Origin of the sequence: Cryobacterium sp. LW097 (genome assembly GCF_002205495.2) — a bacterium.
GTDB classification, from domain to species: domain Bacteria; phylum Actinomycetota; class Actinomycetes; order Actinomycetales; family Microbacteriaceae; genus Cryobacterium; species Cryobacterium zongtaii.
On record NZ_CP021992.1, the window covers coordinates 2,849,525 to 2,875,864 of the forward strand.

General features: G+C 69.9%; 26 protein-coding genes, 1 tRNA gene and 1 pseudogene. 13 read left to right on the forward strand and 15 right to left on the reverse strand.

The genetic code is table 11. The features are described from left to right. Nucleotides 1–6 precede the first annotated feature (6 nt). A complete protein-coding gene (locus tag B7495_RS13325; protein WP_103459258.1) occupies nt 7–624 on the reverse strand; it encodes a hypothetical protein in 618 nt (205 codons plus the stop codon). A gap of 149 nt (nt 625–773) precedes the next feature. Here B7495_RS13325 and B7495_RS13330 point away from each other — a divergent pair, with 149 nt between their 5' ends. Next, nucleotides 774–1,475: a 4'-phosphopantetheinyl transferase superfamily protein gene (locus tag B7495_RS13330; RefSeq protein ID WP_088457006.1), complete on the forward strand. Its 702-nt coding sequence runs from the start codon at nt 774–776 to the stop codon at nt 1,473–1,475. Between the two features lie 80 nt (nt 1,476–1,555). On the opposite strand, the gene B7495_RS13335 is transcribed toward B7495_RS13330, so the two are convergent. Both B7495_RS13335 and B7495_RS13340 read right to left on the reverse strand, forming a co-directional pair. Beyond that, nucleotides 1,556–2,914 (reverse strand): M1 family metallopeptidase, encoded by a 1,359-nt coding sequence (locus B7495_RS13335; protein ID WP_166788976.1) that lies wholly within the window; start codon nt 2,912–2,914, stop codon nt 1,556–1,558. Between the two features lie 5 nt (nt 2,915–2,919). After that, complete coding sequence (locus B7495_RS13340; protein ID WP_370028162.1) at nt 2,920–6,939, reverse strand: Pls/PosA family non-ribosomal peptide synthetase; 4,020 nt, start codon at nt 6,937–6,939, stop codon at nt 2,920–2,922. Between the two features lie 214 nt (nt 6,940–7,153). On the opposite strand from B7495_RS13340, the gene B7495_RS13345 reads away from it, so the two are divergent. Next, nucleotides 7,154–8,356: a TerC family protein gene (locus B7495_RS13345; protein WP_088457008.1), complete on the forward strand. Its 1,203-nt coding sequence runs from the start codon at nt 7,154–7,156 to the stop codon at nt 8,354–8,356. Nucleotides 8,357–8,394: 38 nt separating this feature from the next. Here the strand turns inward: B7495_RS13345 and B7495_RS13350 are convergent, their stop codons facing one another. Beyond that, nucleotides 8,395–9,324, reverse strand: a complete 930-nt coding sequence (locus B7495_RS13350) for a DMT family transporter (RefSeq protein WP_088457009.1) — start codon at nt 9,322–9,324, stop codon at nt 8,395–8,397. Between B7495_RS13350 and B7495_RS13355 the strand changes: the two genes are divergently transcribed. Next, nucleotides 9,323–10,756, forward strand: a complete 1,434-nt coding sequence (locus tag B7495_RS13355) for a PLP-dependent aminotransferase family protein (RefSeq protein WP_088457010.1) — start codon at nt 9,323–9,325, stop codon at nt 10,754–10,756. The two genes, B7495_RS13350 and B7495_RS13355, sit on opposite strands and share 2 nt — an antisense overlap. On the opposite strand, the gene B7495_RS13360 is transcribed toward B7495_RS13355, so the two are convergent. Further along, the gene (locus B7495_RS13360; RefSeq protein WP_088457011.1) at nt 10,753–11,340 is read right to left on the reverse strand and encodes a hypothetical protein; all 588 of its coding nucleotides are present in this window, start codon (nt 11,338–11,340) and stop codon (nt 10,753–10,755) included. The two genes, B7495_RS13355 and B7495_RS13360, sit on opposite strands and share 4 nt — an antisense overlap. 122 nt (nt 11,341–11,462) lie before the next feature. On the opposite strand from B7495_RS13360, the gene B7495_RS13365 reads away from it, so the two are divergent. Next, on the forward strand, nt 11,463–11,765 hold the full coding sequence (locus B7495_RS13365) for a hypothetical protein (RefSeq protein WP_088457012.1): 303 nt from the start codon (nt 11,463–11,465) through the stop codon (nt 11,763–11,765). A 138-nt stretch (nt 11,766–11,903) separates the two neighbouring features. Then, on the forward strand, nt 11,904–12,113 hold the full coding sequence (locus B7495_RS13370; RefSeq protein WP_088457013.1) for a hypothetical protein: 210 nt from the start codon (nt 11,904–11,906) through the stop codon (nt 12,111–12,113). Between the two features lie 33 nt (nt 12,114–12,146). Here B7495_RS13370 and B7495_RS13375 read toward each other — a convergent pair whose 3' ends face one another. Beyond that, entirely contained in the window at nt 12,147–12,395 is a 249-nt protein-coding gene (locus B7495_RS13375; RefSeq protein ID WP_240632251.1) for a hypothetical protein, read from the reverse strand. Nucleotides 12,396–12,528: 133 nt separating this feature from the next. Here B7495_RS13375 and B7495_RS13380 point away from each other — a divergent pair, with 133 nt between their 5' ends. The 3 genes from B7495_RS13380 to B7495_RS13390 all read left to right on the forward strand — a co-directional run bounded on the left by B7495_RS13380 (nt 12,529) and on the right by B7495_RS13390 (nt 15,186). Further along, the gene (locus B7495_RS13380) at nt 12,529–13,131 is read left to right on the forward strand and encodes a hypothetical protein (protein WP_088457015.1); all 603 of its coding nucleotides are present in this window, start codon (nt 12,529–12,531) and stop codon (nt 13,129–13,131) included. A gap of 66 nt (nt 13,132–13,197) precedes the next feature. Continuing rightward, on the forward strand, nt 13,198–14,085 hold the full coding sequence (locus tag B7495_RS13385; RefSeq protein ID WP_088457016.1) for a hypothetical protein: 888 nt from the start codon (nt 13,198–13,200) through the stop codon (nt 14,083–14,085). 159 nt (nt 14,086–14,244) lie between these two features. After that, a complete protein-coding gene (locus tag B7495_RS13390) occupies nt 14,245–15,186 on the forward strand; it encodes a S1C family serine protease (protein WP_240632252.1) in 942 nt (313 codons plus the stop codon). Nucleotides 15,187–15,209: 23 nt separating this feature from the next. On the opposite strand, the gene B7495_RS13395 is transcribed toward B7495_RS13390, so the two are convergent. Beyond that, nucleotides 15,210–15,482, reverse strand: coding sequence for a DUF2277 domain-containing protein (locus B7495_RS13395; protein ID WP_088457018.1), 273 nt, complete (start codon nt 15,480–15,482; stop codon nt 15,210–15,212). A gap of 427 nt (nt 15,483–15,909) precedes the next feature. Between B7495_RS13395 and B7495_RS13400 the strand changes: the two genes are divergently transcribed. Beyond that, nucleotides 15,910–16,179, forward strand: a complete 270-nt coding sequence (locus tag B7495_RS13400; RefSeq protein WP_088457019.1) for a hypothetical protein — start codon at nt 15,910–15,912, stop codon at nt 16,177–16,179. A 121-nt stretch (nt 16,180–16,300) separates the two neighbouring features. Here B7495_RS13400 and B7495_RS13405 read toward each other — a convergent pair whose 3' ends face one another. The 6 genes from B7495_RS13405 to B7495_RS13430 all read right to left on the reverse strand — a co-directional run bounded on the left by B7495_RS13405 (nt 16,301) and on the right by B7495_RS13430 (nt 21,516). Then, nucleotides 16,301–17,296, reverse strand: coding sequence for a Gfo/Idh/MocA family protein (locus B7495_RS13405; protein ID WP_088457020.1), 996 nt, complete (start codon nt 17,294–17,296; stop codon nt 16,301–16,303). Between the two features lie 73 nt (nt 17,297–17,369). Next, a tRNA-Arg gene (locus B7495_RS13410) sits at nt 17,370–17,441 on the reverse strand. A 90-nt stretch (nt 17,442–17,531) separates the two neighbouring features. After that, nucleotides 17,532–18,722, reverse strand: coding sequence for a CHAP domain-containing protein (locus B7495_RS13415; protein ID WP_088457021.1), 1,191 nt, complete (start codon nt 18,720–18,722; stop codon nt 17,532–17,534). A gap of 147 nt (nt 18,723–18,869) precedes the next feature. Further along, nucleotides 18,870–19,370, reverse strand: coding sequence for an HNH endonuclease (locus tag B7495_RS13420; RefSeq protein ID WP_088457022.1), 501 nt, complete (start codon nt 19,368–19,370; stop codon nt 18,870–18,872). A gap of 366 nt (nt 19,371–19,736) precedes the next feature. Then, a complete protein-coding gene (locus B7495_RS13425; RefSeq protein WP_088457023.1) occupies nt 19,737–20,387 on the reverse strand; it encodes a C40 family peptidase in 651 nt (216 codons plus the stop codon). A 421-nt stretch (nt 20,388–20,808) separates the two neighbouring features. After that, nucleotides 20,809–21,516 carry a metal-dependent transcriptional regulator gene (locus B7495_RS13430; RefSeq protein WP_088457024.1) on the reverse strand — a complete coding sequence of 236 codons (708 nt, stop codon included), beginning with the start codon at nt 21,514–21,516 and terminating at the stop codon, nt 20,809–20,811. Nucleotides 21,517–21,590: 74 nt separating this feature from the next. On the opposite strand from B7495_RS13430, the gene serC reads away from it, so the two are divergent. Both serC and B7495_RS19385 read left to right on the forward strand, forming a co-directional pair. Continuing rightward, entirely contained in the window at nt 21,591–22,706 is a 1,116-nt protein-coding gene (gene serC, locus B7495_RS13435; protein WP_088457025.1) for a phosphoserine transaminase, read from the forward strand. A gap of 6 nt (nt 22,707–22,712) precedes the next feature. Next, a pseudogene (locus B7495_RS19385) lies at nt 22,713–22,883 on the forward strand (DUF2530 domain-containing protein); the annotation flags it as partial. Here the strand turns inward: B7495_RS19385 and B7495_RS13440 are convergent. Next, nucleotides 22,809–23,678, reverse strand: a complete 870-nt coding sequence (locus B7495_RS13440) for a DUF3027 domain-containing protein (protein ID WP_088457026.1) — start codon at nt 23,676–23,678, stop codon at nt 22,809–22,811. The pseudogene B7495_RS19385 and the gene B7495_RS13440 overlap by 75 nt on opposite strands. After that, nucleotides 23,671–24,051: a cold-shock protein gene (locus B7495_RS13445; protein WP_088457027.1), complete on the reverse strand. Its 381-nt coding sequence runs from the start codon at nt 24,049–24,051 to the stop codon at nt 23,671–23,673. Before B7495_RS13445 ends, B7495_RS13440 begins: the two co-directional genes overlap by 8 nt. 94 nt (nt 24,052–24,145) lie before the next feature. On the opposite strand from B7495_RS13445, the gene B7495_RS13450 reads away from it, so the two are divergent. Both B7495_RS13450 and B7495_RS13455 read left to right on the forward strand, forming a co-directional pair. Beyond that, nucleotides 24,146–24,421, forward strand: coding sequence for a hypothetical protein (locus tag B7495_RS13450; RefSeq protein ID WP_088457028.1), 276 nt, complete (start codon nt 24,146–24,148; stop codon nt 24,419–24,421). 5 nt (nt 24,422–24,426) lie between these two features. Further along, entirely contained in the window at nt 24,427–26,274 is a 1,848-nt protein-coding gene (locus B7495_RS13455; RefSeq protein ID WP_088457029.1) for a helicase-associated domain-containing protein, read from the forward strand. Nucleotides 26,275–26,340 lie beyond the last annotated feature (66 nt).

Genomic DNA, 26,340 nt, shown 5'->3' on the forward strand with positions numbered 1-26,340 from the left:
CCGGCGTCAGTGCGGTTGGCTGCCCTGTCGCTTTGGACCCTCGTGCTTGCGGTAGGTGGGGCTGAAGGAGAGCAGCACCAGGCCGACTCCGAGAACCAGCTGGCCGAGCGCCTGGCCGGGCAGCAGCGAGACGGCGCCGCCGGCCAGGATGAAGACGGCCGGCAGCACCCTGTAGACGCGGGCACGCAGGATGGCGGCGCCCAGCAGCATCCAGCCGACCCCGAACACCGCGGCGGTCAACAGCAAGCCGAACGCATAGGAGCCGGGCCGTTCGGCACCGTCGAGTAGGTCAGGTGCGACCCGGCCCAGGGTGGGGTAGAGAAAGGCCTCCGCCCAGAACTGGCCGCTGATCAGGATGGTGCCGGTGCCGGCCATGATCGCGGCGGAGAAGCCGAACGGGCCGATCTGCTTGGCGTGGCGCTCGTAGATCGCCACCAACGAGAGGATCAGCAGCAGTGCTCCGCCGAGCAGGGCTAGAGACCGCAGGGCATACAGCGGGGTCTGCACGAGTTCACTGACCGGTTCGCCGGTGAGGCGCATCGCCTGGTCCAGGATGCCGCCGATCAGGAATGCGGCCCCGGCGGCGAGAGTGGATGGCTTCGCCAGACCTTCGAACCTCTTCACTGGAACCTCACCCACCGCGCCTGGAGCCTCGACAGCCCCGCACTCCATCGATTGGGCTGGTCCCGACGATTCTCGCACCGGCCGGGTGGCGGGACAAGGGCCGCAACGGCCACCTCGGGCAGAAGGGTCGCCGGCGCTAGGGTGATGGCGTGCCCGATGCCTCTTCCCCCCGCGACCTCGACGGTGTGCGGGGCGTGGACCTGTCCACCACCGTGGTGGTGGCGCTGGGCACCCGAGCGGCGACCCAGGACGGCGACCACCGGGCGCTGGCAGAGCTGGTGGGCCGGCTGACCGGCGTCGCCGGCGCATCCATCACTCTCAGCCAGGTCTGCCCGAACTGCGGACGGTCCGGTCACGGCCCCCTCCGGGTCGAACTCGGCGGCGCGGCGGTGGACTCCCCCACCGTGCACGTGAGCCTGGCCCGGGCCGACGGCCGGCTCGCTCTGGCCGTCACTGCGGCCGGCCCGGTGGGCATCGACCTCGAATCCGTCGGTGCGCTCGCCCGGGCACCCCTGGATGACGTGCTGCTCTCCACGGCCGAAGCGGATGCCGTGGCCGCCCTGCATCCGCGATCGGCCACGGCCGCGGTGACCGCCATCTGGACCGCCAAGGAGGCGGTCCTCAAGGCCGCCGGCGTGGGGCTCAGGGTCGATCCTCGTGACCTCACCATCGCTCGTGCGCCCGACGAAGTGCCCGCCGAACATTCCCCCGGCCCGGCCCTGGTCGGCTGGCCGGCTGCGCCGTTTCCGCTGAACCAGGCGCACCTCATATCCGTGGCGGCTCCCGAGGGTCTCGTCGCTGCAGTCGCCGTGGTGTGCGCCAGGCGCCCGCGGTTGTACCTCGATCGGTGACGATCCCTTCGAGGTGTCCCCGCCGCTCAGAGCGTCCCCGACCTGCCGCAAACGCAACTCAGCGAGTGACGCGCGCGAGATCAGGGGGCGGGTTCGAGCGGCGCGGCGGGCTGCAGCCGCGGCAGGCTCTTCGCCGACACCCAGCGGGCGATGATTTTGTCGGCGACACCGGTGCCGGAGGCGATGCGGAAGCAGCCGAGCAGGTCGTCGGTGGTGACGCTGCCGTGCCGGTGGGTGCGGGTGTAGGCGCGCAGGGCGGTGAAGAAGGCCTCGTCGCCGATCGCCTGACGCACGGCGTGCAGGGCCAGGGCCCCGCGCTTGTAGACCCTGTCGTCGAACATGTCGTGCGGGCCGGGGTCGGCCACCACGATGTTCTTGGGCAGCAGGTCCAGCTCGGCGCGATGCAGCAGGGCGTTCGCGTGGGCGGTAAGTCCGCCGCTGGACTCGGCCCAGATCCACTCGGCGTAACAGGCGAAGCCCTCGTGCAGCCAGATGTCGGCCCAGCGAGTGAGGGTGAGGCTGTTGCCGAACCACTGGTGCGCCAGTTCGTGCGCGATCAGCCGGTCGCTGCCGTGCAGGCCGTCCACGTGGTTACGGCCGAACACGGCCAGGCCGTGCGCCTCGAGCGGGATCTCGAGGTCGTCGGCGGTGACGATCACGGAGAATGCGGGGAACGGGTACGGGCCGAAGACCCGGCTGAACACCGTGATCATCTCGCCGAGCCTGGCGAAGTCCACCGCCACCGGCCGGGCCAGCGCGGGAGGGAAGAACAGGCTGTGCGCCACCGGGGTTGCGGCGATGTCGTGCCGGCGATAGCGACCTATCTGAACGCTGGCCAAGTATGCGGCCATCGGTTCCCGCACGTCGAAGGTCCAGGAGGTGCGACCGGACCGGGTGCTCTTGGCCACCAACGGGCCGTTGCTGACCACCGTGTACGGCGCCTCGCAGGTGAGCTGGATACGGAAGGTGGCCTTGTCGCTCGGGTGATCGTTGCAGGGAAACCACGACGGCGCCCCGCTGGGCTGACCGGCCACGAGCACACCGTCGGTGAGTTCCTCCCAGCCCAGCTCGCCCCAGTGGCTGCGCACCGGATGCGGCGCCCCGCGGTAGCGCACCACCACCTCGAACGCCTCTCCCACGGCCAGCGGCACGGCGGGAGTGATCACGAGCTTGCGGGCGGCGTGCACCGTCTTCACCGGCGCAACACCGTTGACCGTGACCTTGTCGACGCTCAAGCCGGCCAGGTCGAGACTGAACCGCCCGAGCGCGGTGAGGGCACGCGCCGTGATCGTGGCGGTCGCGGTCAGCCGGTTCGTGGCGACCCTGTAGTCCAGTTCGAGGTCGTAGTGCGCCACCGTGTAGCCACCATTGCCACTCGCGGGAAGGTAGGGGTCACCCGCGGACGCGGACCCCAGGATGGTGGGTGTGGGCTGCAACATAGGGATCAAGTCTTCCATGGCGGCCGGTGCCACGGCGCAATCGGGTTGCCGGACCAGAGCGAATCGGTGGGCACCCGCTCCCCGCGCATCACCAGCGAACCCGGTCCAACGGTGGCGTGATCGTCGATGCGCGCCGCCGGCAGGATCACACTGTTGGGCCCGAGGGTGCCACCGGCGCCGATGTGCACGGTGTCCAGCTGCATGATGCGATCGTGGAACAGGTGGGTCTGCACGACACAGCCGCGGTTGACGCTGCTACCGGCGGCCAGGGTGACCAGGTCCGCCTCCGGCAGCCAGTACGACTCGCACCAAACGCCGCGCCCGATCGTGGCGCCCAGCGACCGCAGCCAGAGCGCCAGCCAGGGCGTGCCGGCGGCGTTCTGCGCGAACCAGGGCCGCGCCACCATCTCCACGAAGGTGTCCGACACCTCGTTGCGCCAGATGAACGACGACCAGAGCGGATGCTCGGAGGCGCGGATGCGCCCCACCAGCAACCATTTCGCGGCGGTGGTCAGCGCGGCCGCGACGGCGCCTGCGCCGATCAGCACGAAGCCGGAGAGCAGCAGCGCCAGGCCAGGACCGCCGAAAAGCCAGAGGACCTCGAGGGCCACGAGCACGCTGAGGGCGATCCACGCGGAGGCGAACACCGGCACCAGGCGCAGCACCTCCCAGAGCGACCGGGCCAACACCAGCCGCGCCGGCGGGTGGAAGGTGCGGGCCTCGTCGATGTCGGTCACCCGGCGACGCAGCCGTGTCGGCGGGTTGCCCAGCCAGGAGGAGCCGCGCTTGGCCTTGCGCGGGGTGGACGACAGCACCGCCACGAGGCCGTCCCTCGGCACCGTGCGGCCGGGGCCGGCGATGCCGCTGTTGCCCAGGAACGCCCGGCGGCCGATCTTGGCGCGGCCGATGCGCATCCAGCCGCCGCCGAGTTCATAGCAGGCGACCATGGTGTCGTCGGCGAGGAACGCGCCGGGCGCAATGGTGGTGAGCGAGGGCACCAGCAGGACCGTGGACGCCTCGACGCCCGGACCGACCTTCGCGCCGAGCAGCCGCAACCAGACCGGGGTGAGCAGGCTGGCGTAAAGCGGGAACAGCAGGGTGCGGGCGCCGTCCAGCAGTCGTTCGGTCATCCACACCTGCCAGCCCACCCGGCTGCGCACCGGGTGGTGGCCCTCGGTCAGGCCCAGGCCCAGCAGGCGCACGGCTCCGATCACGGAGCCGGCGTAGAGCGCTCCGGCGGCGAGCACGGCCGGCGGCACGGCCAGCGCGGCGCGGGCGACCGCGGCGCCGAGGGTGCCGGCGTCGCCGATCACCACGCCCACGATGAGCACGCCGAGCAGCACCGCCACGGTGGGAATGGCGGTGAGTCCCACCGAGCCGGCGCCGTAGGCGAGCAGCCAGCGGCGGGCGTTCGCCGGTCGTTCCGCGGGCCAGGCGCGGCGGGCCGAGCCGACCCGGGTGGCCGGTGAGCCGGCCCAGCGCTCACCTCGTGGCACCCGGCCGGAGACGGCGGAGCCCGGTTCGATCTCGGCGCCGTCGCCGATCTTGGCGCCGCCGAGCAGGGTGCTGCGGGAGCCGATCACGGCCTCCGCGCCGATGCGCACCCGGCCGATCCGAAGGGTGTCGCCGTCGAGCCAGTAGCCGGCCAGGTCCACCTCGGGTTCGATCGCGGCGCGCTCGCCGATGCTGAGCAGCCCGGTGACCGGCGGCACCGAGTGCAGGTCGACGCCGGGGGCGATGGTGGCGCCGAGCAGCCGGGCGTAGTAGCTGATCCACGGCGCCCCGGCCAGGCTGGCCGCGTCGACGAAGGTGGCCACCTGTTCGGCCAGCCAGAGCCGCAGGTGCACCGAGCCGCCGCGCGGGTAGTTGCCCGGTTTCACGCCCTTGAGCAGCAGCCGGGCGGCGGCAACGGAGATGCCCATCTTGCCCAGTGGGGTGACCAGCAGCACGAATCCGGCCAGCACCGCCCACCATGACACCGTGGGGGCGAAGGATGCGCCGGCGGCGGCGAGCAGATTGTTGGCCGCGGCCAGGTACACCAGCCACTTGGCACCCACGAGCAGGTGCAACGGCACGCTGAGGACGCCCTGCAGCAGCCCGGTGCGGGCCGGGGTGGGCAGCACCTGCCGCGTGGCGCGGGCCACCGTCGGAGTGCGGCCGTCGAGTTCGTCGGCGAGGGAGCCGATCCGCGGGTGGTCGTAGATGTCGCTGATCCGGGTGTTCGGGTGGCGCTCCCGAATCGCGGACACGAATTGGGCGGCCGAGAGGGAGCCGCCGCCGTAGGCGAAGAAGTCGCTGTCGGCGTCGGCGACGGGCACACCGAGGATCGCGGCCCAATGCCCGGCGAGCCAAGCGGCGGTCGGGCTGAGCGCATCCGCGCCGGCCGTCTCGGCGCCGGCCAGGCCGGGCAGCGGCCAGGGCAGGGCGGCACGGTCGACCTTGCCGGAGGTGCGGGTGGGGATGGATTCCACGACGGCGAGCAGCGGCACGAGGGCGGCGGGCAACGCCACCCGGAGGGCCGCGGTGGCCGCGGGCAGGTCGAAGGATCCGGCTGCCTCATCGGCGAGCGCGAGGTAACCCACCAGCACCTGGTTGCCGGCCGGGGTGGTCTGCACGACAGCGGCCGCGCCGGCCACGCCGGACAGCGCCTGCAGGGCGGCGTCGATCTCGCCGAGCTCGATGCGCCGGCCGCCGAGTTTGATCTGGTCGTCGGCCCGGCCCACGAAAACCAGCCCGGCGGGGTCGAAGCGCACGAGGTCGCCGCTGCGGTAGGCGCGTTCCCAGCCGAGCCCGGCGTGCGGGGCGTACTTCACCGCATCCTGGGTCGCGTCGAGGTACCGGGCCAGGCCGACGCCGCCGATGATCAGTTCGCCGGTCTCGCCGGCCCGCACCCGCTGGCCGGCCGGATCCACCACGGCCAGGCTCCAGCCGTCCAGCGGCAGGCCGATGCGCACGGGGTCGCTGCCGTCGAGCAGGGCGCCGCAGGCCACGACCGTCGCCTCGGTCGGGCCGTAGGTGTTCCACACCTCACGGCCGCGGGCGCTGATGCGGGCGGCCAGCTCGGGCGGGCAGGCCTCGCCGCCGAAGATCACCAGGCGCACATTCTCCAGCGCCTCCTCGGGCCAGAGTGCGGCGAGGGTGGGCACCGTGGAGACAACGGTGATGCCGTGCGCGATGAGCCAGGGGCCGAGGTCGGCGCCGCTCCGCACGAGCGAGCGCGGGGCCGGCACCAGGCAGGCGCCGTTCCGCCAGGCCAGCCACATCTCCTCGCAGGAGGCGTCGAACGCCACCGACAGGCCGGCCAGCACCCGGTCGCCGGGGCCGATGGGTTCGCCGGCCAGGAACAGGCCGGCCTCGGCGTCGACGAACGCCGCCGCCGAGCGGTGCGTCACGGCGACACCCTTGGGCACCCCGGTGGAGCCGGAGGTGAAGATGATCCAGGCGTCGTCGTGCGGGCCGGGCATCGGCTCGCCCCAGTGCGCCAGCGACGGGTCCTCCTCGGCGGCCAGGGGCCGCTCGGTGAGCACCCCGGCGTCCAGGCCGTCACGCACCGTGAACAGACCACCGTCGCTGATGACACCCACGACCCGGGCCTCGCCGAAGACCAGCCGGGCCCGTTCCTCAGGGTCGTCGGCGTCGACGGGCACGTAGGCGGCGCCGACGGTGAGGGTGGCGAGAATCGACAGGTAGAGGTCGCGGGTGCCGGACGGGATGCGGATGCCGACCGTGTCGCCGCGGCGCACCCCGGCCCGGCTCAGCCGCACGGCCTGGTCGTTGACCAGCCGCACCAGCCGCCGGTAGCTCAGGGCCCCGGCGGCGTCCTCGAGGGCCAGGGCGGTGGGGTGTTCCTCCGCGGTGGCCAGCAGGATGTCGATCAGGGTGCGCTCGGGGTGCACCAGATAACCGGCATCCAGCACGCCCTGCTCGTGGCCGGGCGTCGGCGCGGCCGGCAGCGGACGCACGATTGCTGGTGCGACGGTCGAGCCGGCGGACCGGGTGCTGGGATCGGGGTGGAACGAGGTCACGCATACTCCTGTCCGGGCTCGCGAGAATCCGCGATGGCGACAGCCTAGAACGACCGGGTAACCGGCGGGTGAACACGCGTCACATGAGTACATTCTTCGGGCGCGTTCCCGTCTCCGGCGGGTTTTTCTCCGCCACCCCTGTTCCCCCGGCGGCCTGCCCGCGTAGCCTTTTGATACCGGATGCGCCCCACGTCTTCGACCGAAAGCCGACCGAATGGATACCTCACCTCTCGTCTGGACCCTGACGGTCCTCGGAATCGTCGGGCTTCTCGCCTTCGACTACGTCTTTCACGTGCGGAAGGCCCACGCCCCCACGCTGAAGGAAGCGGCAATCTGGTCGTCGATCTACGTCGGGATCGCCATACTGTTCGGCATTGGTGTCCTGATCATCGGCGGCAGCACCCCCGGATCCGAGTACTTCGCGGGGTACATCACCGAAAAGGCGCTCTCGGTCGACAATCTGTTCGTCTTCCTCATCATCATGACAAGCTTCCGCGTGCCCCGGGAGGACCAGCAGAAGGTGCTTTTGTTCGGCATCACGTTCTCGCTCATCGCGCGCACCGGCTTCATCTTCCTCGGCGCCGCCCTGATCAACACCTTCGCCTGGGTATTCTATTTCTTCGGCCTGATCCTGTTGATGACGGCGGGCAACATGCTCAAACCGGAGAGCTCGGAGTCCAAGTCCGCGGACAACTTCATCGTGCGGGTCGCGCGCAAGGTCTTCCACACCAGTCCCGAGTACGACGGCGACAAACTCTTCACCATCCACGACGGCAGGCGCGCACTGACCCCGATGCTCCTGGTGATGGTCGCGATCGGCGGCACCGACCTCCTCTTCGCGCTCGATTCGATCCCCGCCATCTTCGGCCTCACCCAGGATGTCTACATCGTGTTCACGGCGACGGCGTTCTCGCTCCTCGGCCTGCGTCAGCTGTACTTCCTGCTCGACGGCCTGCTGGACCGGCTGATCTACCTCTCCTTCGGGCTGGCGGCGATCCTCGCCTTCATCGGCGTGAAGCTGATCCTGCACGCCCTGCACGAGAACAACCTTCCGTTCATCAACGGCGGCGAGCCGGTGCCGGTGTTCGAGATCAGCACGGGTGTCTCCCTGACGGTCATCATCGGTGTGCTCCTGGTCACCGTGCTGGCGTCGCTGTTCAGCCCGGCGGGCCGGGCACAAGCGGCCACCGCCAACGCCCGGCGGTACGCAACCGACTACCTGGACCTCGGCTACACCGAGGACCACACCGAACGCATCCGGGTGTACACGGCGCTTCGGGAAGAGGAAGAGTCCATCCATAAGCTCGGCCCGAAGTACCGGCAGGCGGTCCAGGACGACGCGGAGCTCGCCGATCTGCTCCGCAGGGCTCACCTCGAACACGACGCCTCTGTGCGCCGGGCCGCCCGCGAGGGGTGACCCCACGCCGGCCCGACCGTGCCCCGCACGACGGCCGGTCAGCGGATGCGGGCACGCACGGCGCCGGCCGCGCAGAGGATGACCGCAAGCGCGCCGATCAGCACGAGAGGGTCCAGGTCTTCACCGAGGAGCAGCGCCGCCCACGCGATGGTGAGCACCGGTTGCAGAAGCTGGATCTGGCTCACCCGGGCGATCGGCCCGATGGCCAGGCCCCGGTACCAGGCGAAGAAGCCCAGGAACATGCTCACCCCGGCAAGGTAGGCGAAGGCCAGCCAGGCCGACGCATCAGCAGCGGGCCGGCCGGAAGCGAGTCCGGCCAGCATCAGCGGCACCATCACCGGCAGCGCCACGATCAGCGCCCAGCAGATGGTCTGCCAGGAGCCCAGCTCGCGGGCCAGCAGCGCGCCCTCACCGTAGCCGATCGCCGCAAGCACCACGGCCGCCACCAACAGCAGGTCGGCCGGCTGCAGGCCGCTGAGCCCGCCCGCGGTGAGCGCCACGAATCCGACCACGGCCACCACGCCGAGACCGCTGGCCAGCCAAAAGCGAGGAGTGGGCCGTTCCCTGGCCCGCACGACAGCGACCACCGCGGTGGCTGCGGGGAGCAGGCCGATCACAACGGCGCCGTGCGCGGCCGGCACGCTCTGCAGGGCGAAGGAGGTGAGAATGGGGAAGCCCGCGATGACGCCGGCCCCCACCACGGCCAGCCGCCACCATTGGCTGCCCCTGGGAAGACGCTGCCGGAGCACGGCGAGCACAGCGATGGCGAGAATGCCGGCTCCGACGGCACGGCCGGCACCGACGAACAGCGGGTCGAGCTGGGCCACGGCCACCCGGGTGAGCGGCAGGGTGAACGAGAAGGCCAGCACGCCCAGCAGCCCGAAGACCAGGCCGGCGGCGGCGGGCGACGCTTCCGGTGGCGATAGCGCTGGCGGCGCCGCGACGATAGCGCTATTCTGTATTTTCATGAAAGAGGATAGCACCCGACCGGGTTCCGCGGACAACGAATCGGCGCATCTCGCCATCGAACGCCGTCTGCGTGCCCTGGTCGCCAGCCGGCCGGCCGGCGACCGGCTGCCCTCCACCCGCACCCTCGTGCTCGACCATGCCGCCAGCCCGCTCACTGTGCAGCGCGCGCTGCAGCGTCTGGTGCTCGAGGGCCTGGTGGAGACCCGACCGGGCGCGGGAAGCTTCGTGGCGCGGCCGCATGCCGTGCACCGGGCCGACTTCGGCTGGCAGACCACGGCGCTCGGCGCGGCCCGCACCGGTGCCGACGCGATCGGCACCGCCATGACGAGCGCCGGACCGGGCATGATCGCCCTGCACTCCGGGTACCCGGCCGAGGAGCTGCTGCCCACCCGGCTGGTGCGCACCGCCCTGGTCCGCGCGGCTCGCACCGGCACCGCCGTCGACCGGGCCCCAATTTCGGGGTTGCCGGAGCTCCGCAGCTGGTTTGCGGCGGAACTGGCACCGGTCGGCGCCTCCGCCGCCGCCCCGCCGGCCGCCGACGACGTCGTCATTACCCCGGGCGGCCAGAGCGCGCTGTCGTCGATCTTCCGGGCGCTGGCCGTTCCGGGCGACGCGATCGTGATGGAGTCCCCTACCTACTGGGGCGCCATGGCCGCCGCCCGGCAGGCCGGGTTGCGCATCGTGCCCATCTCCCGCGGCGCCGGCGCCCCCGCGGCTGCCGACCTCGACGACGCCCTGGGCGTCAGCGGGGCCCGCCTGTTCTACGCGCAGCCGCACTTCGCCAATCCCACCGGGGCGTTGTGGAGCAGCGCCGATCGCAGTGCCATCACCGCGGTCCTCCGCGCTCGCGGGGCGTACCTGATCGAGGACGACTGGGCGCATGATTTCGGCATCGAAGCGGATGTGGCCACCCTTGCCGCCGACGACGCCGACGGCCACATCGTCTACGTGCGCTCGCTCACGAAGAGCCTCTCCCCCGCCATCCGGGTGGCGGCGGTCGTGGCCCGCGGCCCCGCCCTGGCCCGGATCCAGGTGGACCGCACCGTGGACGACCTGTACGTCAGCGGGCTCCTGCAGGCGGCAGCGGTCGATGTGCTCACCGACCCGGGCTGGCACAGCCACCTCACCCGGTTGCGTGGGTCGCTGCGCGGCCGCCGCGATGAGCTGGCCCGGCAGGTGCGCGGACAGTTGGGCGCGGACGCCCTTGAGCTGGTCCCCAGGGGCGGGCTGAACCTGTGGGTGCGCGCTGCCGACGGGGTGGACGTGGCCGACCTGGCCCGGCGCAGTCGCGCCGAGGGGGTGCTGTTCTCCCCCGGCGGCGACTGGTTCCCGGCCGAGCCGACCGGTTCCTTCTTCAGGCTGAACTACTCCCGCGCCCGCCCCGAGCTCTTCGAGGCCGCCGTGGCGACCATCGCCGGACTGCTGCCCTAGGCCAGCCGCTCGACGGCGGCGAGCCACTCGGCCCAGAACAGTTTCCACCGCTCGGCCTCGTCGAACGACGCCACCTTGTCGTGCGTCACGCCCAGCCGCAGCCGCCCGTCGGGCAGCAGGTCGGTGGAGAACAGGATCGACCCCAGCGGCTCGTCTGCACGCGCGAGGGTGAATCGCAGTGCCTTCGACGCCGGCTTCGAGCGAAGCACCAGGTCGAGACCGGGAAACAGATCGGCGCGGCTACCCTCGTCGAGCAGCAGTTCGCGCACCACGTCGCGGTCCAGGGCCAGCACCCGCGCGCGGCTCACGCTGAAGCTGCCGTCGGGCATCTGGCCGGGCAGCCTCAGGCCGGTGATGCGTTCGTAACCCACGGTCACGCTCTGCGCCCACCAGCCGTCCACACCGTGCGCGGCGTGCACCCAGGCGGCGATGGCGGTGTGCCCGGCCTGGTGGCCGGGGCCGTCGTCGATGAGATCGACCCACTCCTCCCACGCATGCCCGGTGTTCTCGAGGATCGCGTCGTCGGTCTGCACGGGCTCGGCCGCCCAGACCCGGGTGCGTGTGAAGGTTTCGTGTTCGGTCATCGGGACTCCTGTGCTCGGCACGACAATACTGGGTGTCTTCTGCCAGGTCCGACGCCGGGCACCCCGGGCGATGTGATGGCCGCGCGGAGTCCCTAGACTGAGAGCGAAGGGGGCATTTTCGGATGAGCAAGAACAAGAGCGACGAACCGCGCGACGAGTTCGACCGTATCCAGATACCCGAGTTTCTGGCCCGGCCTTTCGAGCGCCTCGCCGGCGGACCGGGCGTCGGCACACCCATCCGGCCCACCCCCAGAGACCGGTCGGACGGCAACACGACTGTTGACGGCGACTCGGATGCCGATCTCCCCGAGGACCTCGAGGACACCGAGCCGGCACCGCGTCAGTGGTGGGCCGGCTACAAGGGCAAGCTGCTGCTCTACGGCGCGGGCACCCTCGTCATGGTCTTCCTACAGTCCCGCGGCTAACCACCACGGTACGCCGACTACATCGCGGGTAGTACCCGGGTTCATCCGTCCAGGGGATGTCTGCGTACCCGTGTTTGGCGACGATGGAGGTACCGATCCCGTTCACCCGGTCGGCAGCCGCCCGTCGAGAGGACTCCCATGACCACGATCCTGCACACTATTCCTGCCCACCGGTCCCTGCGCCCCATCGTCATGACGGCGACCCTGGTCATGGTGTCGGCCGGCACCCACGGTCCCGCCGACCTGCCCGCCGGCCCGCCCGTGGCCGTCGACCGGGTGCCTGCCCACTCCCTCGACCGGATTGCCCTGTGGGCGGCCCAGCAGGCCGGGATCGACCGCGCGGCGTAAACCGCCGCAGGAGGGCCCGTGGGGCTCCCCCGATTAGGGCCCGACCAGCAGAAGTAACACCTCATAGGTCAGATAGACCGGCCAGACGATGGCCTGGAGCAGGCCCAGGATGAAGCCCCAGAACGATCCGTCCGACGTGGAGACGAAGTAGATGGCCGCTCCAACGTAAGCCAGAAGGAAGAAGAACCCCCACCCCCCGTCTCCCACCGTCACGTTGCCACGACCGTCCGATGCCATCAGCTCCTCCGCTCCCGTGAGAACTCCCTGACTACCCGATGGCACACAGGGTAACCGCGCTGACCGCGAAGCGATACCGCCGCACAGCGGCCGCCGGGTCCGATCCGATCGTCAGCGAACGGCATCGGCGAGCAGGGAGCCCGCACGACGACATCGCCGTTTACGCGATAGTGAGGGGATGCAGATCTACTCCGACTACGCCGCCCATCGCTCCCGTCAGGTCGCGGTCGACGTGATCGCCGTCGCCGCCATCGCCGCTTGGATCGGGCTCGGCGCTTTCGTCTACTCGCTCGTGATCGACCTCGCCCGGTTCGGCGAGCAGATGGAGTCCGCCGGCTCCGACTTCTCGACCACGATGACTGACATCGGCGACAGGTTCGGCGGTATGCCGCTCATCGGCGGCGGCATCCGGGCACCGTTCGAGGCCGCCAGCGGCGCGGGCCAGAGCCTGGAGGCGGCCGGCCGCAGCCAGCAGGAGGCCGTGCTGAATCTCGCCGTCGGCCTGGGATGGGGAATCGCCGTCGTGCCTGTCGCGACGATCCTGCTGTTCTGGCTCGTACCCCGCCTGCGGTTCACGCGCCGGGCGGCCACGACACGGCGGCTGGTTCGCGCAGGCATCACCGTGGACCTGCTCGCGCTGCGGGCCCTGACGAATCAGAAGCTGTCGGTGTTCGCGGCGGTCGACGCCGACCCCGTGTCCGCGTGGCGTCGGGGCGACCCCGAGGTGATGCGCTCACTCGCCGCGCTGGAGCTCAAGGCCTCGGGGGTGCGCATCCGCTGAGGCACCATCCGTGCCTGGGACCGCGTGGTGCTGGCGGCTGCCGCCGGTGCGGACGAGGATGGTCCCATGGTCGCAATTCTCACGGATGTCGCTCGGGAACTGTACGGCCTTCGGCCCCAGGACTTCACGGCCGCGCGCAATGCCAGGGCACAGGAGCTGAAGTCATCGGATGCCGCTCTCGCCAAGCAGGTCGCGGTGATGAAGAAACCCTCTCCTGCGGCCTGGGTGGTCAACCTCCTCGCCCGGGAGAACGTCGACGAACTTACTGTGCTCCTCGACCTCGGCGAACAGATGCGCACAGCGCAGGAGCATCTCGAGCGGGACGCGCTCAGGCGGCTCGGCGGCGAGCGCCGAGTCGCCATCGCCGCCCTCGCCGCTGCGGGCGCCGACCTCGCCGCCGGCCTCGGTCACCGGCCTACTGCAAGCGTCGTCGGCGAGGTCGAGCAGACCCTGCAGGCCGCAACGTCTGATCCTTCGGCCGCCGCGGCAATCGCCAGCGGACTTCTGGTCAAGCCGTTGCGGGCGGTCGGTTATGAGCCCGTCGACCTGGACGGTGCCATGGCCGTGTCTGATCCGGAGTCGTGGCCGGCGCCTCGGGGCCGCTCCCGCGGCGCGGCACTGCCGGATCCCGTTCAACTCGCCGACGTCCGCCGCCGGAAGGAGGCCAGGCGGGAAGCGCAACGTCTGGAGCGCAATGCGGACGTCGCCGAGGCGGAAGTCGACGCCCTGGACCGTCGCGCCCACCGGCTCACGCTTCGCCGGACCAGCCTCGAAGCGGAGATTGCGGAGCTTCGGGAACAGCTGGATACGGCCTCCGCGGCGCTCGCCTCCGTCGTCGCCGACGAGAGCGCCCTGGCCGACGCCCGCGCCGAGGCGCACACCGCTGTGGAGGACTCCAGAACCCGCGCCCGCGACGCACGCGAGGTCGCCGACTCCCTCGAGGAGGGCGACTGATCCGGCCGGCGGCACCCGGCGAACCCATCGGTGTCTTCGGCACTCGCCGCCGGCACGCCGACCCTCGCGGCACGCCGTCGTCCCGCCGTCTCGAAGCCCCAGTCTGCTGGCAGCGAACGGCGCCCACAGTCCAATCCGACGGACGTACGCTCTGGTGCCATGAACGATATCCCGGCGATGGATGACGACGGGCTGCTCGACGCCTACTCGAGAACCGTCACGGCCGTGGCCACGCGGGTGCTGCCCAGCGTGGCCAGTGTCTCAGTGCGCAGTTCCCAGGGAGCGGGAGCGGGCAGCGCGAGTGTCATCACCGACGACGGATTCCTCCTCACCAGCGCCCATGTCGTCGCCGGCGCCGGCACCGCTGACGTCGGGTTCGCCGACGGCACCGGGAGCCGGGTCGACGTCGTCGGCCGTGACACCCTCTCCGATCTGGCCGTGCTGCACGCACGCGATGCCACCCCGCCGCCGGTGCGGTTCGGCGACGCCGCGCGGTTGCGCGTCGGCCAGGTGGTGGTGGCCCTGGGCAATCCGCTGGGTCTGGCCGGCAGCGTCACCGCCGGCATCGTCTCGGCGCTCGGCCGGTCGCTCCCCACCCGGTCCGGGCGGGTGATCGACGAGGTGATCCAGACCGACGCCGCCCTCAACCCGGGCAACAGCGGCGGGGTGCTGGCCGACAGCACCGGGCGCATGGTCGGGGTCAACACCGCGGTGGCGGGCATCGGAGTGGGGCTGGCGGTGCCGATCAATGTGAGCACCCGGGCGATCATCACGGCGCTGATGACCACCGGGCGGATGCGGCGGGCCTGGCTGGGCATCGCCGGCGCCCAGGTGCCGCTGCCACCGACCCTGGCGGCCCGGATCGGCTCGCCGACCGGCCTACGGGTGGCGGCAGTGTCCCCGGGCAGCCCGGCAGAGGAGGCCGGGTTGCACCGCGGTGACATCGTGGTCGAACTCGCCGGGCAGCCGGTGGTCACGGCCACAGCAGTGCAGCAGCTGATGGTCGAGGCCGCGATCGACACACCCATCGAGATCACGGTCTGGCGAAACGGCGCCCTGGTCGACGCGATCACCGTGCCGCGGGAACTCGCGGAGTCCTGACCCGGCCCAACACTGCCGGTCGATCAGGCCGCGGCGAACCGCTTCGCCGAGCGAGCCCTGGCCTTGTCCGCCTCCACCTCGCGGTTCTTGGGCGGAGCGGTCGTGACCAGGTCTTCGAGCAGATGCCGCGAGGTGTGGGCGATTTCCGCGACCGCCCGGTTGAAGGCCTCCTCGTTGGCCTTCGACGGCTTGGTCGCCCCGCTGATCTTGCGCACGAACTGCAGCGACGCCGCATACACCTCGTCGTCGGTGGCGGCAGGTTCAAAATTGTGAAGCTGATGAATGTTCCGACACATACTTCGAGGGTACCCAGCCGGGCCCGGCCACGGAAGTGCGAGAAAGTGTTGCGCGAAGAGCGGATTGCCCACTACGGTGATGCCTACGCCATACGACGAAAGGAGCCTCGCGTGATTACTCAGAAGATTGCATTCGCATTCCGTACCACCGCCGGCTTCGTCGGCGTCTTCACCGCCTGATCGGCCAGTAGGTAACCCACCGGTCCAGACGGTGGTGACGCTCTCGAAGCCCGACCAGGCAGCATCCGCACTCTGTGCATCCCGCACCTTCTGCATCCGTCTGCCCGGGTCACTCACCCCGTGAGCGGCGCGCACTCCGCGCGTCGCCCTCGTGCCGCCGTGCGCGGCCACCCTTCATTCTGCGAGCCCGAACGTTCTTCCAGAGCGCCCGGATTCGCGAACCGTCCTCGTTAAGGAACGCATCATCATGAATACCCAACTGGCGCCCGATCCGGGCCGCCACGATCACCCACCCCAACCCGTTCTCTCGCCCGAGGCGCACCCGGCGCGCCGCGTAGGCCTGATCGACCGCGCTGCCATGCACCTCGGTGTCGCGCTGATCCGCTGGGGTCGCCGGCCCGTCAGGGCTCGTCGCCGGGAACGCCCCGCTCTCGCTCCCGAGTCGATCGCAGCCCGCCGGGAGTTAGACCGGGTTCGAGACGAGCATCTGGTCCTGAAGCTGACCCAGTTCCGGTGACCGGTGCCCCCACGTCGCACCCGACCGCGTTATGCGGGTGCCGCGCCGGTATGCGGGTGGCGCGCCACCCGCATACCGGCGCCTGACCCGCCTCACGCGTCGGTACTGGCTTCGGATGCGCTCAGCCGCGCGGTGCCGCGTCCAGTCCAGCCCGCCACTGCGCGAGCAGGCGCGCGACGCTGCGGCTGTGCGCCCACGGCACCTCGGGCGCCTCGGTCCGCCCGTCCAGCAGGGCCAGCGACACGGCATCGGCCTCTGCCGCGAACGGGTCCACCGTCGGCACCTCCACCAGTCGGTCACGGCCATCCGCCCGCACGAGGAACGACGCGGCCGAGTCGCTGCGGCTGCCGAACACATCGGCCAGCTCGATGACCCCGGCGCTCCCGCTGAGCCTCGCCGACCGCGGCAGCTCGGCGACGATGGAGCACTCCGCCTCCGCGGAGAATCCGGCCGCGGCAATTGTCGCGCTGGCGTGCTCGTCCACGCCGGTGTCGCCGACATCGCCCGTGGCGACGGTGACCGTCAGGTCTGCCGGGTCAACGCCGGCAGCAGCGGCGAGTGCCACCGCGAGCGATACGGGGTAGCCGCCCACGTCGAGGATCGCCCCGCCGGCCAGCTCCGGATCGAACAGGCGTCCCGATCGCTGCCCCGCCGCGAAGCCGAACGAGGCGACCAGCTGCAACGAAGTGCCGACCTCCCGGTTGGCGACGGCGGCATCCAGGGCCCGCGCGAACGGTCCGAACCGGTGCTTGTACGCCTCGACGAACGGCAGTCCGGAGGCCGCGGCCTGATCCAGGACTCGTTCGACCTCCGCCACGGTCGGCGCGACCGGCTTCTCGCACAGCACCGCCTTGCCGGCCCGCAGCGCGGCCACGGCGAGGTCCGCGTGGGTCGTGTTCACCGTGGAGATGTACACGGCGTCGATGTCGTCCCGGGAGAGGAGATCCTGGTAGGTTCCGGTGACGGGCGCCCCGTACGTGGCCGCGAACGCGGCCGCCCGCTCGGGGCTGGTGCTGCCGACTGCGTGCAGAGTGCCGTGCGCCGAGCCGGGCAGAGCCCGGGCGAACCAGCCGCCGATATCGCCAGGTCCTAGGATTGCCCACCGCGTAGTCTTCATTCCTCGAAGGTACCAACCTTCGGCGACGACCTTTTCCCGGTGAGGGAGCTGAATCTGTTGCGGCGGTGCGGGGTGCCCCTGGAGGGACTCGAACCCCCAACCCTTTCCTTAGGACGGAACTGCTCTTCCATTGAGCTACAGAGGCTGACCGGGAAAGTTTAGCCGTTATCCGCGCCGGTTGAGCGCAGGTACGCCGGGCTGCCCTCGTTCGGAGGCGGGCACGCCGCGACAGGAACTAGGTCGGCGGGTAGAGGTAGACCGGAACCTCGCTGACCGGCACTGTACGCGTGTGATAAGCGTGCGAGCCGTTCCAGTTGTATTCCTCGAGCACAACGGTGCCGTCCCCCGGCACCGACTGAACATAGGCGACGTGGTTGTAGGTGAACCAGGCCACGGCACCCACGACGGGTGCCTTGCTGCTGGCCCAACCCTTGTTCGCCCAGGCGTTGGCCCAGGCGGATGCGTTGCCGCCGCCGGGAGTCATCGTCGACCAGGTCCACTTGAACGGGCCGGTGGCGCCGGCGTCGCGGTTGAGCCGCCAGGCCACGAAGTCCACGCACTCGCGGTAGTAGTAGCCGAGCGGGGAGAACCCGCCGCCCTGGGATTCGGTGGCGGCGTCCCGCCAGGGGTAGTCGTCACCCTCGGCCCGGATGCCGACCACGGCGTACTCGGCCGCGGAGCTGCGGGTCTCTTCGGCAACCTGCTGCTGCTCGAGGTCCGCCGCGATGTTCGCCTCGATCTCGTCGAGTTCGGCCTGGCTCGTGGCGGTGAAGCTGTCGGCCGAAATAGTCACGGCGGCAGCGGCGGCGCCCACGGTGACGGCCTGGGTGTCCCCGGAGGCCTTGGCAGTGAGAGCGGTCGAGCCGCCCTGCGGGGTGAACGCGTAGGCGGGCAGCGCGGCAGTGAGGAAAATGGCCGGGATCGCCAGCAGGGTAACCATCTTCGCGAACTGCTTGCGGCGCTTGACGGGCCGCCGGGCGGGACCGGTGCGGGCGCCGGCGGGTGCCGTGGACGGTGCGGATGGCGTGGAGAACGGCCGGAACCGGGCCGGGCGGACCGCACGCGGCGGAACGGTGTCGTCCTGGGCTGACGACTCGTCGGCCCAGGTGCTCGCGCTGCCGACGATGACGGCGAGGTCCGGGGACACCGACCGGATCGAAACCGGCGGTACGGGAACCGCGGTGACGACCATCGCCTCGGCGGAAATGACAGCGGACTCGGCGGTGACGTCGACGGACTCAGCGGAGACTTCAACCGACTCGGCGGAAACGATGACGGCCTCGGCGGGCACGACAACGGCCTCGGAAGAAACGACGACGGCGGAAGTGCCGGATGCCTCAGCGGCTGCGCGCTGGGCCCGGGCCTCGCGGCGCGAAGGTAACGCGCCGACGCCCTCAGGCGAGCCGGCGGGGCCGGAATGAGTCACAGATAATCCTCTAAACAGCCACTACCGGAAGGGGGGACTTTTCAACTGTAGGCGATGCGTGGGCGGCTGTCACGTTGAGCGTTACGTTTTCGTGACAATGGCACTACAAAGGGGTGCACATCCACAAAGTCGAGCCGAGCGATGAGACTACGCGGCGGCCGGCGCGAGGAACTCGTCCCACTGCGGCAACGGTCGTTCCACGCCACTGACCACCCAGGTGGTGCCCTGCGGCATCCGGGGGTCGAAGCGCAGGTCCCAGCCCATTTCGGCGGGTGTGCGGTCGCTCTTGAGGTTGTTGCAGCGCAGGCAGCAGGCCACGAGGTTGTCCCAGGTGTCGCGGCCGCCGCGTGACCGCGGCTGCACGTGGTCGATGGTGCTGGCGTTCTTGCCGCAGTAGCCGCAGCGGTGGTCGTCGCGCCGCAGCACTCCGCGCCTGCTGACCGGCACGGCCCGCGACCGCGGCAGGCGCACGTAACGGGTGAGCAGGATGACGCTGGGCCGCTCCCACGACTCCGTCGCCGCCCAGACCGGGTGCCCCTGGTCCGCCTGAATGATTGTTGCCTTCTGGTTCATGACGAGCACGAGTGCCCGCTTGAACGACACGACCGCGAGAGGTTCATATCCCGCGTTGAGGACCAGTGTGCGCATGCGCTCCCTTTCGAAAAAGGCTGGACGGCTTCCAGCCATTCGAACTGCTGTCTGGCGTCGACGGGGAGGAGATGCGGGCAAACAAAAAGGGCGTCGTCATCATGACAACGCCCCATGGGCTTCGGTGTGCTCGGGGCACACGACACCCAGACAGATTTGACTGCTGTGCCGCAGCGCGAAGTGTCCGCGCACATCCATGGTGTGGATCGTGCGTAGCTTGCGCATTGGCTCTCCCAAAATCCCGCAGAACATCAGGGCATCAGGTTAACCCACAAATGGTGCGCTACGAAAACGTGTCGCACCATTTGTGCTATGCGTAACCCAGTGTTTACCCGGGCGGTCTCAGGAGCGGCCAGATCAAACGGCTCAGATGCCCAATCGCACGATGTAATAGTCAGCGGTCCAGATCGGCTGTACCCGCACCGCCGCCCCTTCGTACGGCGCGTGCAGGATGTTGCCGTTGCCGGCGTAGAACCCGTCGTGGCCGTCCATGATCACCAGGTCGCCCGGCTGGGCATCCGCCAGGTCGATCCGGGTGCCGGCCGCGCCCTGTCCGGTGGAAGAGTGAGGCAGGGAGATGCCGAACTGTGCATATACGTACATCACGAAGCCGGAGCAGTCGAACCCGGCCGGGGTGGCACCCCCGTACACGTAGGGAACGCCCTGATATTGCAACGCAACGCTGTAGACCGACGAGAGGCTGAAGCTCGGGTAGGCCGAGCTGGCCAGGTAGTCGGCCGCCGACGGGCCGGTGAACGACTCCGCATAGGTGGTCATTGAGGTCGCCGCGGCCGCTCGCGCGGCCTCGGCGGCGTCGATCTCAGCCTGTGGCGTGGCCGCGAAGGCGTCCTGGGCGACCGAGACCGAAGCGGCACCGTCATCGACGGCCACCCCCTGGGCGCCCGCCTGGGTCAGATCGGTGGCGTCCGTGGCCGCGAAGTTACCCGCGGGGTCCGCCGGGGCGAACGCGTAGGCCGGCAGCGCCATGGTGGCGACGAGACCGGTGGCCAGGCTCATTATCACGACCGGACCCACTGTGCTGCGGAGTCTGGATCGCCTGACGGGCTCCCCCGGCCTCATGACGATGCGCGGCCCCACCTCGGATTGTGTCGCGCGCATCGGATCGGCCGGAGCGGGGCGTATGGCCACAGCAGTGGCACGTCGACCGCGGCTGGACAGTCTTCTTCTTAACAGAGTCAATTCGGACCTCCGGCGCCTCGACAACACTAGGAAGTTGCCCCGTCCAGGTGCGAGTGAACGCGTGAATTTCCGCAGCAAGCGACGGGAAGGGTAGAGACGTCTTGCGCGGGCCCGACGATCGGTCTCTGATCTGTGGGCAGGTCGAGGCTACGTGACCGAATCCGATTTGTCACCCAAAATGGACGATTTCTAACGAATTGGTAACAGGACGGTGAATTTCGCCGGAAATCCGGTCCGGCTAGGAGCCGGTGACGGGGGTGGTCACGAAGATGTGACCGGCGACCTCGTTGGGTAGTTCCAGGCCAGCGCCGAAGCCCTCCACCTGCACCAGTACGTAGGAGCCCACGGCGGAGAACACACCGGTGTTGCCCGGCAGAACACCGGACTGCTTGAGCTGAGCGAGGAGAACCGGGTCGAACTGCACGGGCTCCCCCAGCCGACGGATGACGGCAGTCACGGGGGCCTCCGACGCCGCGACGACGTCGAGCAGGTTGGTGACGCCCGCCATGAATGCCACGGCCGGGGAGTCGCCCAGTTCGTCGAGGCCGGGAATCGGGTTTCCATACGGGGATTCGGTGGGGTGACCGAGAATTTCGAGGATCTTGCGCTCGACCTGTTCGCTCATCACGTGTTCCCAGCGGCAGGCTTCGTCGTGGACGAACTCCCACTCGAGACCGATGACGTCGCTGAGCAGGCGTTCCGCGAGGCGGTGCTTGCGCATCACATGCACGGCCTTGGTGCGGCCGGTGAGAGTGAGCTCGAGGTGCCGGTCGCCGGAGACGACGACGAGACCATCGCGCTCCATCCGGGCGACGGTCTGGGACACCGTCGGTCCGGAGTGACCCAACCGCTCGGAGATGCGGGCCCGGAGGGGAACGATGTTCTCCTCCTCGAGGTCGAGGATGGTGCGGAGATACATTTCGGTCGTGTCGATAAGGTCAGTCATCCGCAGCCTCCCGCTCGGCCATATGTGCAACGCCACAACACTACCCGTGCGAGGCGGGCAACTAGAATCCTGTTATGCCGGACCTACAGATCCCCACAGAATTGCTGCCCGCCGATGGACGTTTTGGCTGCGGCCCGTCCAAGATCCGTCAGGAGCAGCTGGACTACCTGTCCGGCGCCGGCGCGAGCATCCTGGGTACCTCCCACCGCCAGGCACCGGTGAAGAACCTGGTCGGGCGCGTCCGCACCGGCCTCACCGACCTGTTCCGCGCCCCGGAGGGCTACGAGCTCGTCATGGGCAACGGCGGCTCGACCGCGTTCTGGGACGCTGCCGCGTTCTCGCTCATCGAGACCCGCGCCCAGAACCTCGTTTTCGGTGAGTTCGGTGGCAAGTTCGCCGCCGCCGCCGCCGCGCCGTTCCTCACGGCTCCCGATGTCATCAAGGCCGCCCCCGGCTCGCGCGCCACCGCCGTACCCACCGAGGGCATCGACGTGTACGCCTGGCCGCAGAACGAAACGTCTACCGGCGTGATGGCCCCGGTCACCCGGGTGCACGGAGACGCTGGTGCCCTGACCGTCATCGACGCCACCAGCGCCGCCGCCGGCATCGACTTCGAGGCCGACCAGGCCGATGTCTACTACTTCGCTCCGCAGAAGAACCTCGCCTCTGACGGCGGCATCTGGCTGGCTCTGTTTTCCCCCGCGGCCATTGAGCGCGTCGAACGCATCGCCGCCAGCGGGCGGTACATCCCCGAATTCCTCAGCCTCAAGAACGCCATCGACAACTCCCGTCTCAAGCAGACGCTCAACACGCCCGCCGTGTCGACCCTGCTGCTGATGGAGAACCAGCTCGACTGGATCAACGGCAACGGCGGCTTGGCCTGGGCGTCGGCGCGCACCGCGGAGTCCTCCTCGGTGCTCTACGACTGGGCCGCGACCGTGGACTACGCGACGCCGTTCGTGACCGACCCGAGCCACCGCTCACAGGTCGTCGCCACGATCGACTTCGACGACGCGATCGATGCCGCGGCCATTGCCAAAATCCTGCGTGCCAACGGCATCGTCGACACCGAGCCGTACCGCAAGCTCGGTCGCAACCAGTTGCGTGTCGCCACCTTCACGGCCATCGACCCGGCGGACGTGCGCAAGCTCGTCTCGTCGATCGAATACGTAGTGGCCAACCTGGGTTAGTCGCCCATGCGTTTCTGGCTCAGAGACAGCGAACGGCGGCCCGACCCGCTGCCCGCCCGCGCTAATGCGCGGAAAGCGGTGGCAGCGGGTTCGGTCGGCTGGCTAGTGCTGCTCGTGCTGGCCGTCGTCTTCCGAGCTGAACTGAACGACGCCGGCCTGGGCTGGTGGCTGTGGTGCGCCGTCATCGGTCTGGGCCTCGGCCTCTGCGGACTCGGCTTCGTGCTGTTCAGACGCCGCTAGCGCCTCGTCCACGTCGATCCCGTCGAGAACGTCGACGCCGTTGTCGACGGCGTCGTCGGACTCTGCGCTCTCGTCGTCGTCGTCACTGTCGTCGTCGTCGTCACTGTCGTCGTCGTCGTCACTGTCGTCGTCGTCGTCACTGTCGTCGTCGTCATCATCATGATCGTCGTCGTCGCTGTCGTCATCGTCGTCGCTGTCGTCGTCGTCGGACTCGGCGAACCCGGCGGCAGCCAGCTCCTCGGCGACCTTGGAGTCAGCGAGCCGGTCGCTCCACGGCACCCATTCCGGAGCGAGCAGGGCATCGTCGCCAGGCATGAGTTCGGTTTCCAGCACCTGCGGCTCGGAGTCGCCGTCGACGCGGGACAGGCTGACCGTCCAGCGCCAGCCCGGGTAACCGGTCATCAGGCAGTCGAAGAGCAGCGACAGCACGTGCTCACCCTCGACGATGTAACCGAGCGGTTCACCGATCGTGTCGGCCGGGGTGATCAGTTCGAGAGCGGACCTGGCCTGGTCGACGGCGGCCACGAGCACCTCATCGGCCTCGAAGACCTCGTCGTCGGCAACGTCGTCGGCGTCCTCGGCGGGACCGTCCCCCGTCGCACCCGCCCGGCCGTCGTCGACGACAGTGGTCTCGTCGGCCGTGGGTTCGTCGACGGGAGCCTCAGCCGCCGGGGTGTCGGTCGGAACGACCGGCGGGGCCTGGGGCGGGGTGGGGTCGAAAGGATTAAGCATCCAGTTCCTCGGCGACCTTGCGCAGCACGGCCGCGATCTTCTTGCTGTGCGCGGAGTCGGGGTACCGACCGCGGCGGAGGCTCGAGCCGATACCGTCGAGCAACTTCACCAGGTCCTCGACGATGATGGCCATGTCGTCAGCCGGCTTGCGGCTGAGCTTGGCCAGGCTCGGCGGAGCCTCGATCACGCGCACGGACAGCGCCTGAGCGCCGCGCTTGCCGTCGGCGATGCCGAACTCGAGCTTCATCCCGGCCTTCACCGTCACTCCGGCGGGCACTGCGGAAGCGTGCAGGAAGACCTCGTGGCCTTCATCGGACGTGATGAAGCCAAAGCCCTTCTCCTCGTCGTAGAACTTGACTTTGCCGGTGGGCATCTGAACCTCGCTGTGATTTTGAGGCGCGCAGAATACGCGCCGCTTCACTCAGCATATTCCGTTGTAGCTGACTATGCCCCGTATCCTTAGGTCTGTGACCACTCAAACTCCCCACGACCCCGGCCGGCTCGAGAAGATCCTGGCCTACATGGTTGCGGGTGTGGTCGGGCTGTCCATCCTGGCCTTCCTCGCCGTGATTCTCGGCACCGCGGCCGGGGCCGGCGACAACGACGGATTCAGCAAGGGCGTCTGGCCCGCCGTGCTCACTCTGCCCCTCTTCGGTCTTCCCCTCGGCTTCCTGTTGATCATCGCCCTGATGGTCGTCAGCGGAGTCCGCCGTGCTCGCGAGGCTCGACAGAAACTGGAGTAACCGACATGCTGACGCTCGCCTCACGCCTCCGCGCACTGAACGACGCAGCACTGCGCCGCACTATCGTGCTCCGATCGATTCCCCCGCACGGCATCCACGACTTCTTCGACCTCGCCGAAGCGCTCCTCGAGCCCGCAGCGATCCAGTCGACGCTCGCGCACCTGGACCGCAGCACCCTCGCCGTTCTGGCCGTGGCCGGCGAACTGGGCGCCGCCCCGATGGCCGAACTTGTCGAACGACTGGCCGACCTCGGGCACGACACCCTGAACGCCGACGACATCTCCGCTCGCGTCGACCGCCTCGACGAGCTGTTGCTCCTGGTGCGCACAGGCGACACCGTGCGGCCGTATGCAGCCGTCGCCGAACGCCTTCGGTCCTGGCCGGAGGAAGGTCTGCCCAGCGCCGCCGAGCTGGCCGGGGTGCCCGCCCCCACCCCACTGGCCCCGCTCTCGGCCACCGACAGCCGTTTCACTGAGCGACTGGCCGCCGAGCGTGCCTTCACCGCCGTCTCCTCGATCGCCGAACTCCTCACCGAACTCAGCCAGGAGCCGGCCCGCGAACTCAGTCGGGGCGGCCTCGGCCTGCCGGACACCAAACGTCTTTCCGTCGCCATGCGGGTCGACCTGGACGCCGTTGCCCCACTTGTGGGCATCGCCGCCCGCGCCGAACTGGTCACCCTGGGCTCCGGTTACTGGTCGGAGTCCGCCGAGGGAGTGGCCTGGCTGCTCGAGAACGCACCGGCCCGTTGGGGCGTGCTGGCCGCATCTTGGCTGGCTGCCCTGCCCGCCGACGTCCGCCAGATCGTCGCCGAGCGGCCCGGCGTGGCCTGGGGCGATGCCCTGCACCGTTTTGTGGACTGGCTGTACCCGGCCGGCGGCACCTGGATGGATGACCGCATCGCCGACTTCGCTCACGAGGGCGAGCTGATCGGCATCACCGCTCGCCAGTCCACCAGCCCGGCCGGCGCCTCAGTGCTCCGCGGCGACATCGACGCCGCCATCGCCGCCATCGCCGCGTCGCTGCCCGCCGAGGTGGGTACCGTCTACCTGCAGCACGATCTCTCGATCGTGGCCCCCGGCCCGTTGTCAGCCTCGATCGACGCCCGGTTGCGCACCTTCGCGGATGTCGAGAGCCGCGAGCTGGCGTCCAGCTACCGGTTGAGCGGTGCGTCGGTCAACCGCGCCCTCGCGACCGGCGACGACGCAGACTCCATCCTGCACTTCCTGGCCACGATCTCGCTCACCGGTGTCCCGCAGCCGGTGGACTACCTCATCCGTGACGCCGCCAGCCGGTATGGGACGGTGCGGGTGGGCCGCATCGACCCGGAGGACCCGGCCGGGCCCAGCTACATCGCGTCCGAGGACACCGCGGTGCTCGGCGCCATCGCCGTCGACCAGACGTTCACGGCGCTCGCGCTGACAACGGTCTCCCCCAGCCGCCTCACCAGCCCCCATCCCGCCGGCACTGTGTTCTGGGCGCTCACCGACGCCCGCTACCCCGTCGCCGCCGAGAACGCGGCAGGTGAGGTGGTGCATCCGCGCCGGCACCCCGTCCTCCGTTCGAGCCGGGTGGAGATACCGGACCCCACGGTCGCGCTCGTCGAGGAGTTGCGCGCCACCGACGGCGGCGAGGCGAAGGCCGCGCACGCCTGGCTGGCCCGGCAATTGGATTCCGCCATCAAGCACCGGCAGACGGTGCTGGTGAGCGTGCAGATGCCCGGCGGCGATGTGGTGGACTACCTCCTCGAACCGGCCAGCGTCGGCGGCGGCCGGTTCCGCGCCCGGGACCGTCGGGCCGATATCGAGCGCACACTGCCGCTCTCCAGCGTCGTCAGCATCGTCCCCGCTCCCTGACCCGGCGGCGGGGCCGGTCGGGCGCACCCCCGTACGCGGGTAGGTACGGTCACAGCCCACGGGCGT

Bases quoted from the DNA above. Each gene is read 5' to 3' on its own strand.
- B7495_RS13335 (WP_166788976.1), bottom strand. From the start codon at position 2,914: ATGTTGCAGCCCACACCCACCATCCTGGGGTCCGCGTCCGCGGGTGAC.
- B7495_RS13345 (WP_088457008.1), top strand. From the start codon at position 7,154: ATGGATACCTCACCTCTCGTCTGGACCCTGACGGTCCTCGGAATCGTC.
- B7495_RS13355 (WP_088457010.1), top strand. From the start codon at position 9,323: ATGAAAGAGGATAGCACCCGACCGGGTTCCGCGGACAACGAATCGGCG.
- B7495_RS13350 (WP_088457009.1), bottom strand. From the start codon at position 9,324: ATGAAAATACAGAATAGCGCTATCGTCGCGGCGCCGCCAGCGCTATCG.
- B7495_RS13360 (WP_088457011.1), bottom strand. From the start codon at position 11,340: ATGACCGAACACGAAACCTTCACACGCACCCGGGTCTGGGCGGCCGAG.
- B7495_RS13365 (WP_088457012.1), top strand. From the start codon at position 11,463: ATGAGCAAGAACAAGAGCGACGAACCGCGCGACGAGTTCGACCGTATC.
- B7495_RS13370 (WP_088457013.1), top strand. From the start codon at position 11,904: ATGACCACGATCCTGCACACTATTCCTGCCCACCGGTCCCTGCGCCCC.
- B7495_RS13380 (WP_088457015.1), top strand. From the start codon at position 12,529: ATGCAGATCTACTCCGACTACGCCGCCCATCGCTCCCGTCAGGTCGCG.
- B7495_RS13385 (WP_088457016.1), top strand. From the start codon at position 13,198: ATGGTCGCAATTCTCACGGATGTCGCTCGGGAACTGTACGGCCTTCGG.
- B7495_RS13390 (WP_240632252.1), top strand. From the start codon at position 14,245: ATGAACGATATCCCGGCGATGGATGACGACGGGCTGCTCGACGCCTAC.
- B7495_RS13395 (WP_088457018.1), bottom strand. From the start codon at position 15,482: ATGTGTCGGAACATTCATCAGCTTCACAATTTTGAACCTGCCGCCACC.
- B7495_RS13400 (WP_088457019.1), top strand. From the start codon at position 15,910: ATGAATACCCAACTGGCGCCCGATCCGGGCCGCCACGATCACCCACCC.
- B7495_RS13405 (WP_088457020.1), bottom strand. From the start codon at position 17,296: ATGAAGACTACGCGGTGGGCAATCCTAGGACCTGGCGATATCGGCGGC.
- B7495_RS13420 (WP_088457022.1), bottom strand. From the start codon at position 19,370: ATGCGCACACTGGTCCTCAACGCGGGATATGAACCTCTCGCGGTCGTG.
- B7495_RS13425 (WP_088457023.1), bottom strand. From the start codon at position 20,387: ATGAGCCTGGCCACCGGTCTCGTCGCCACCATGGCGCTGCCGGCCTAC.
- B7495_RS13430 (WP_088457024.1), bottom strand. From the start codon at position 21,516: ATGACTGACCTTATCGACACGACCGAAATGTATCTCCGCACCATCCTC.
- serC (WP_088457025.1), top strand. From the start codon at position 21,591: ATGCCGGACCTACAGATCCCCACAGAATTGCTGCCCGCCGATGGACGT.
- B7495_RS13440 (WP_088457026.1), bottom strand. From the start codon at position 23,678: ATGCTTAATCCTTTCGACCCCACCCCGCCCCAGGCCCCGCCGGTCGTT.
- B7495_RS13445 (WP_088457027.1), bottom strand. From the start codon at position 24,051: ATGCCCACCGGCAAAGTCAAGTTCTACGACGAGGAGAAGGGCTTTGGC.
- B7495_RS13455 (WP_088457029.1), top strand. From the start codon at position 24,427: ATGCTGACGCTCGCCTCACGCCTCCGCGCACTGAACGACGCAGCACTG.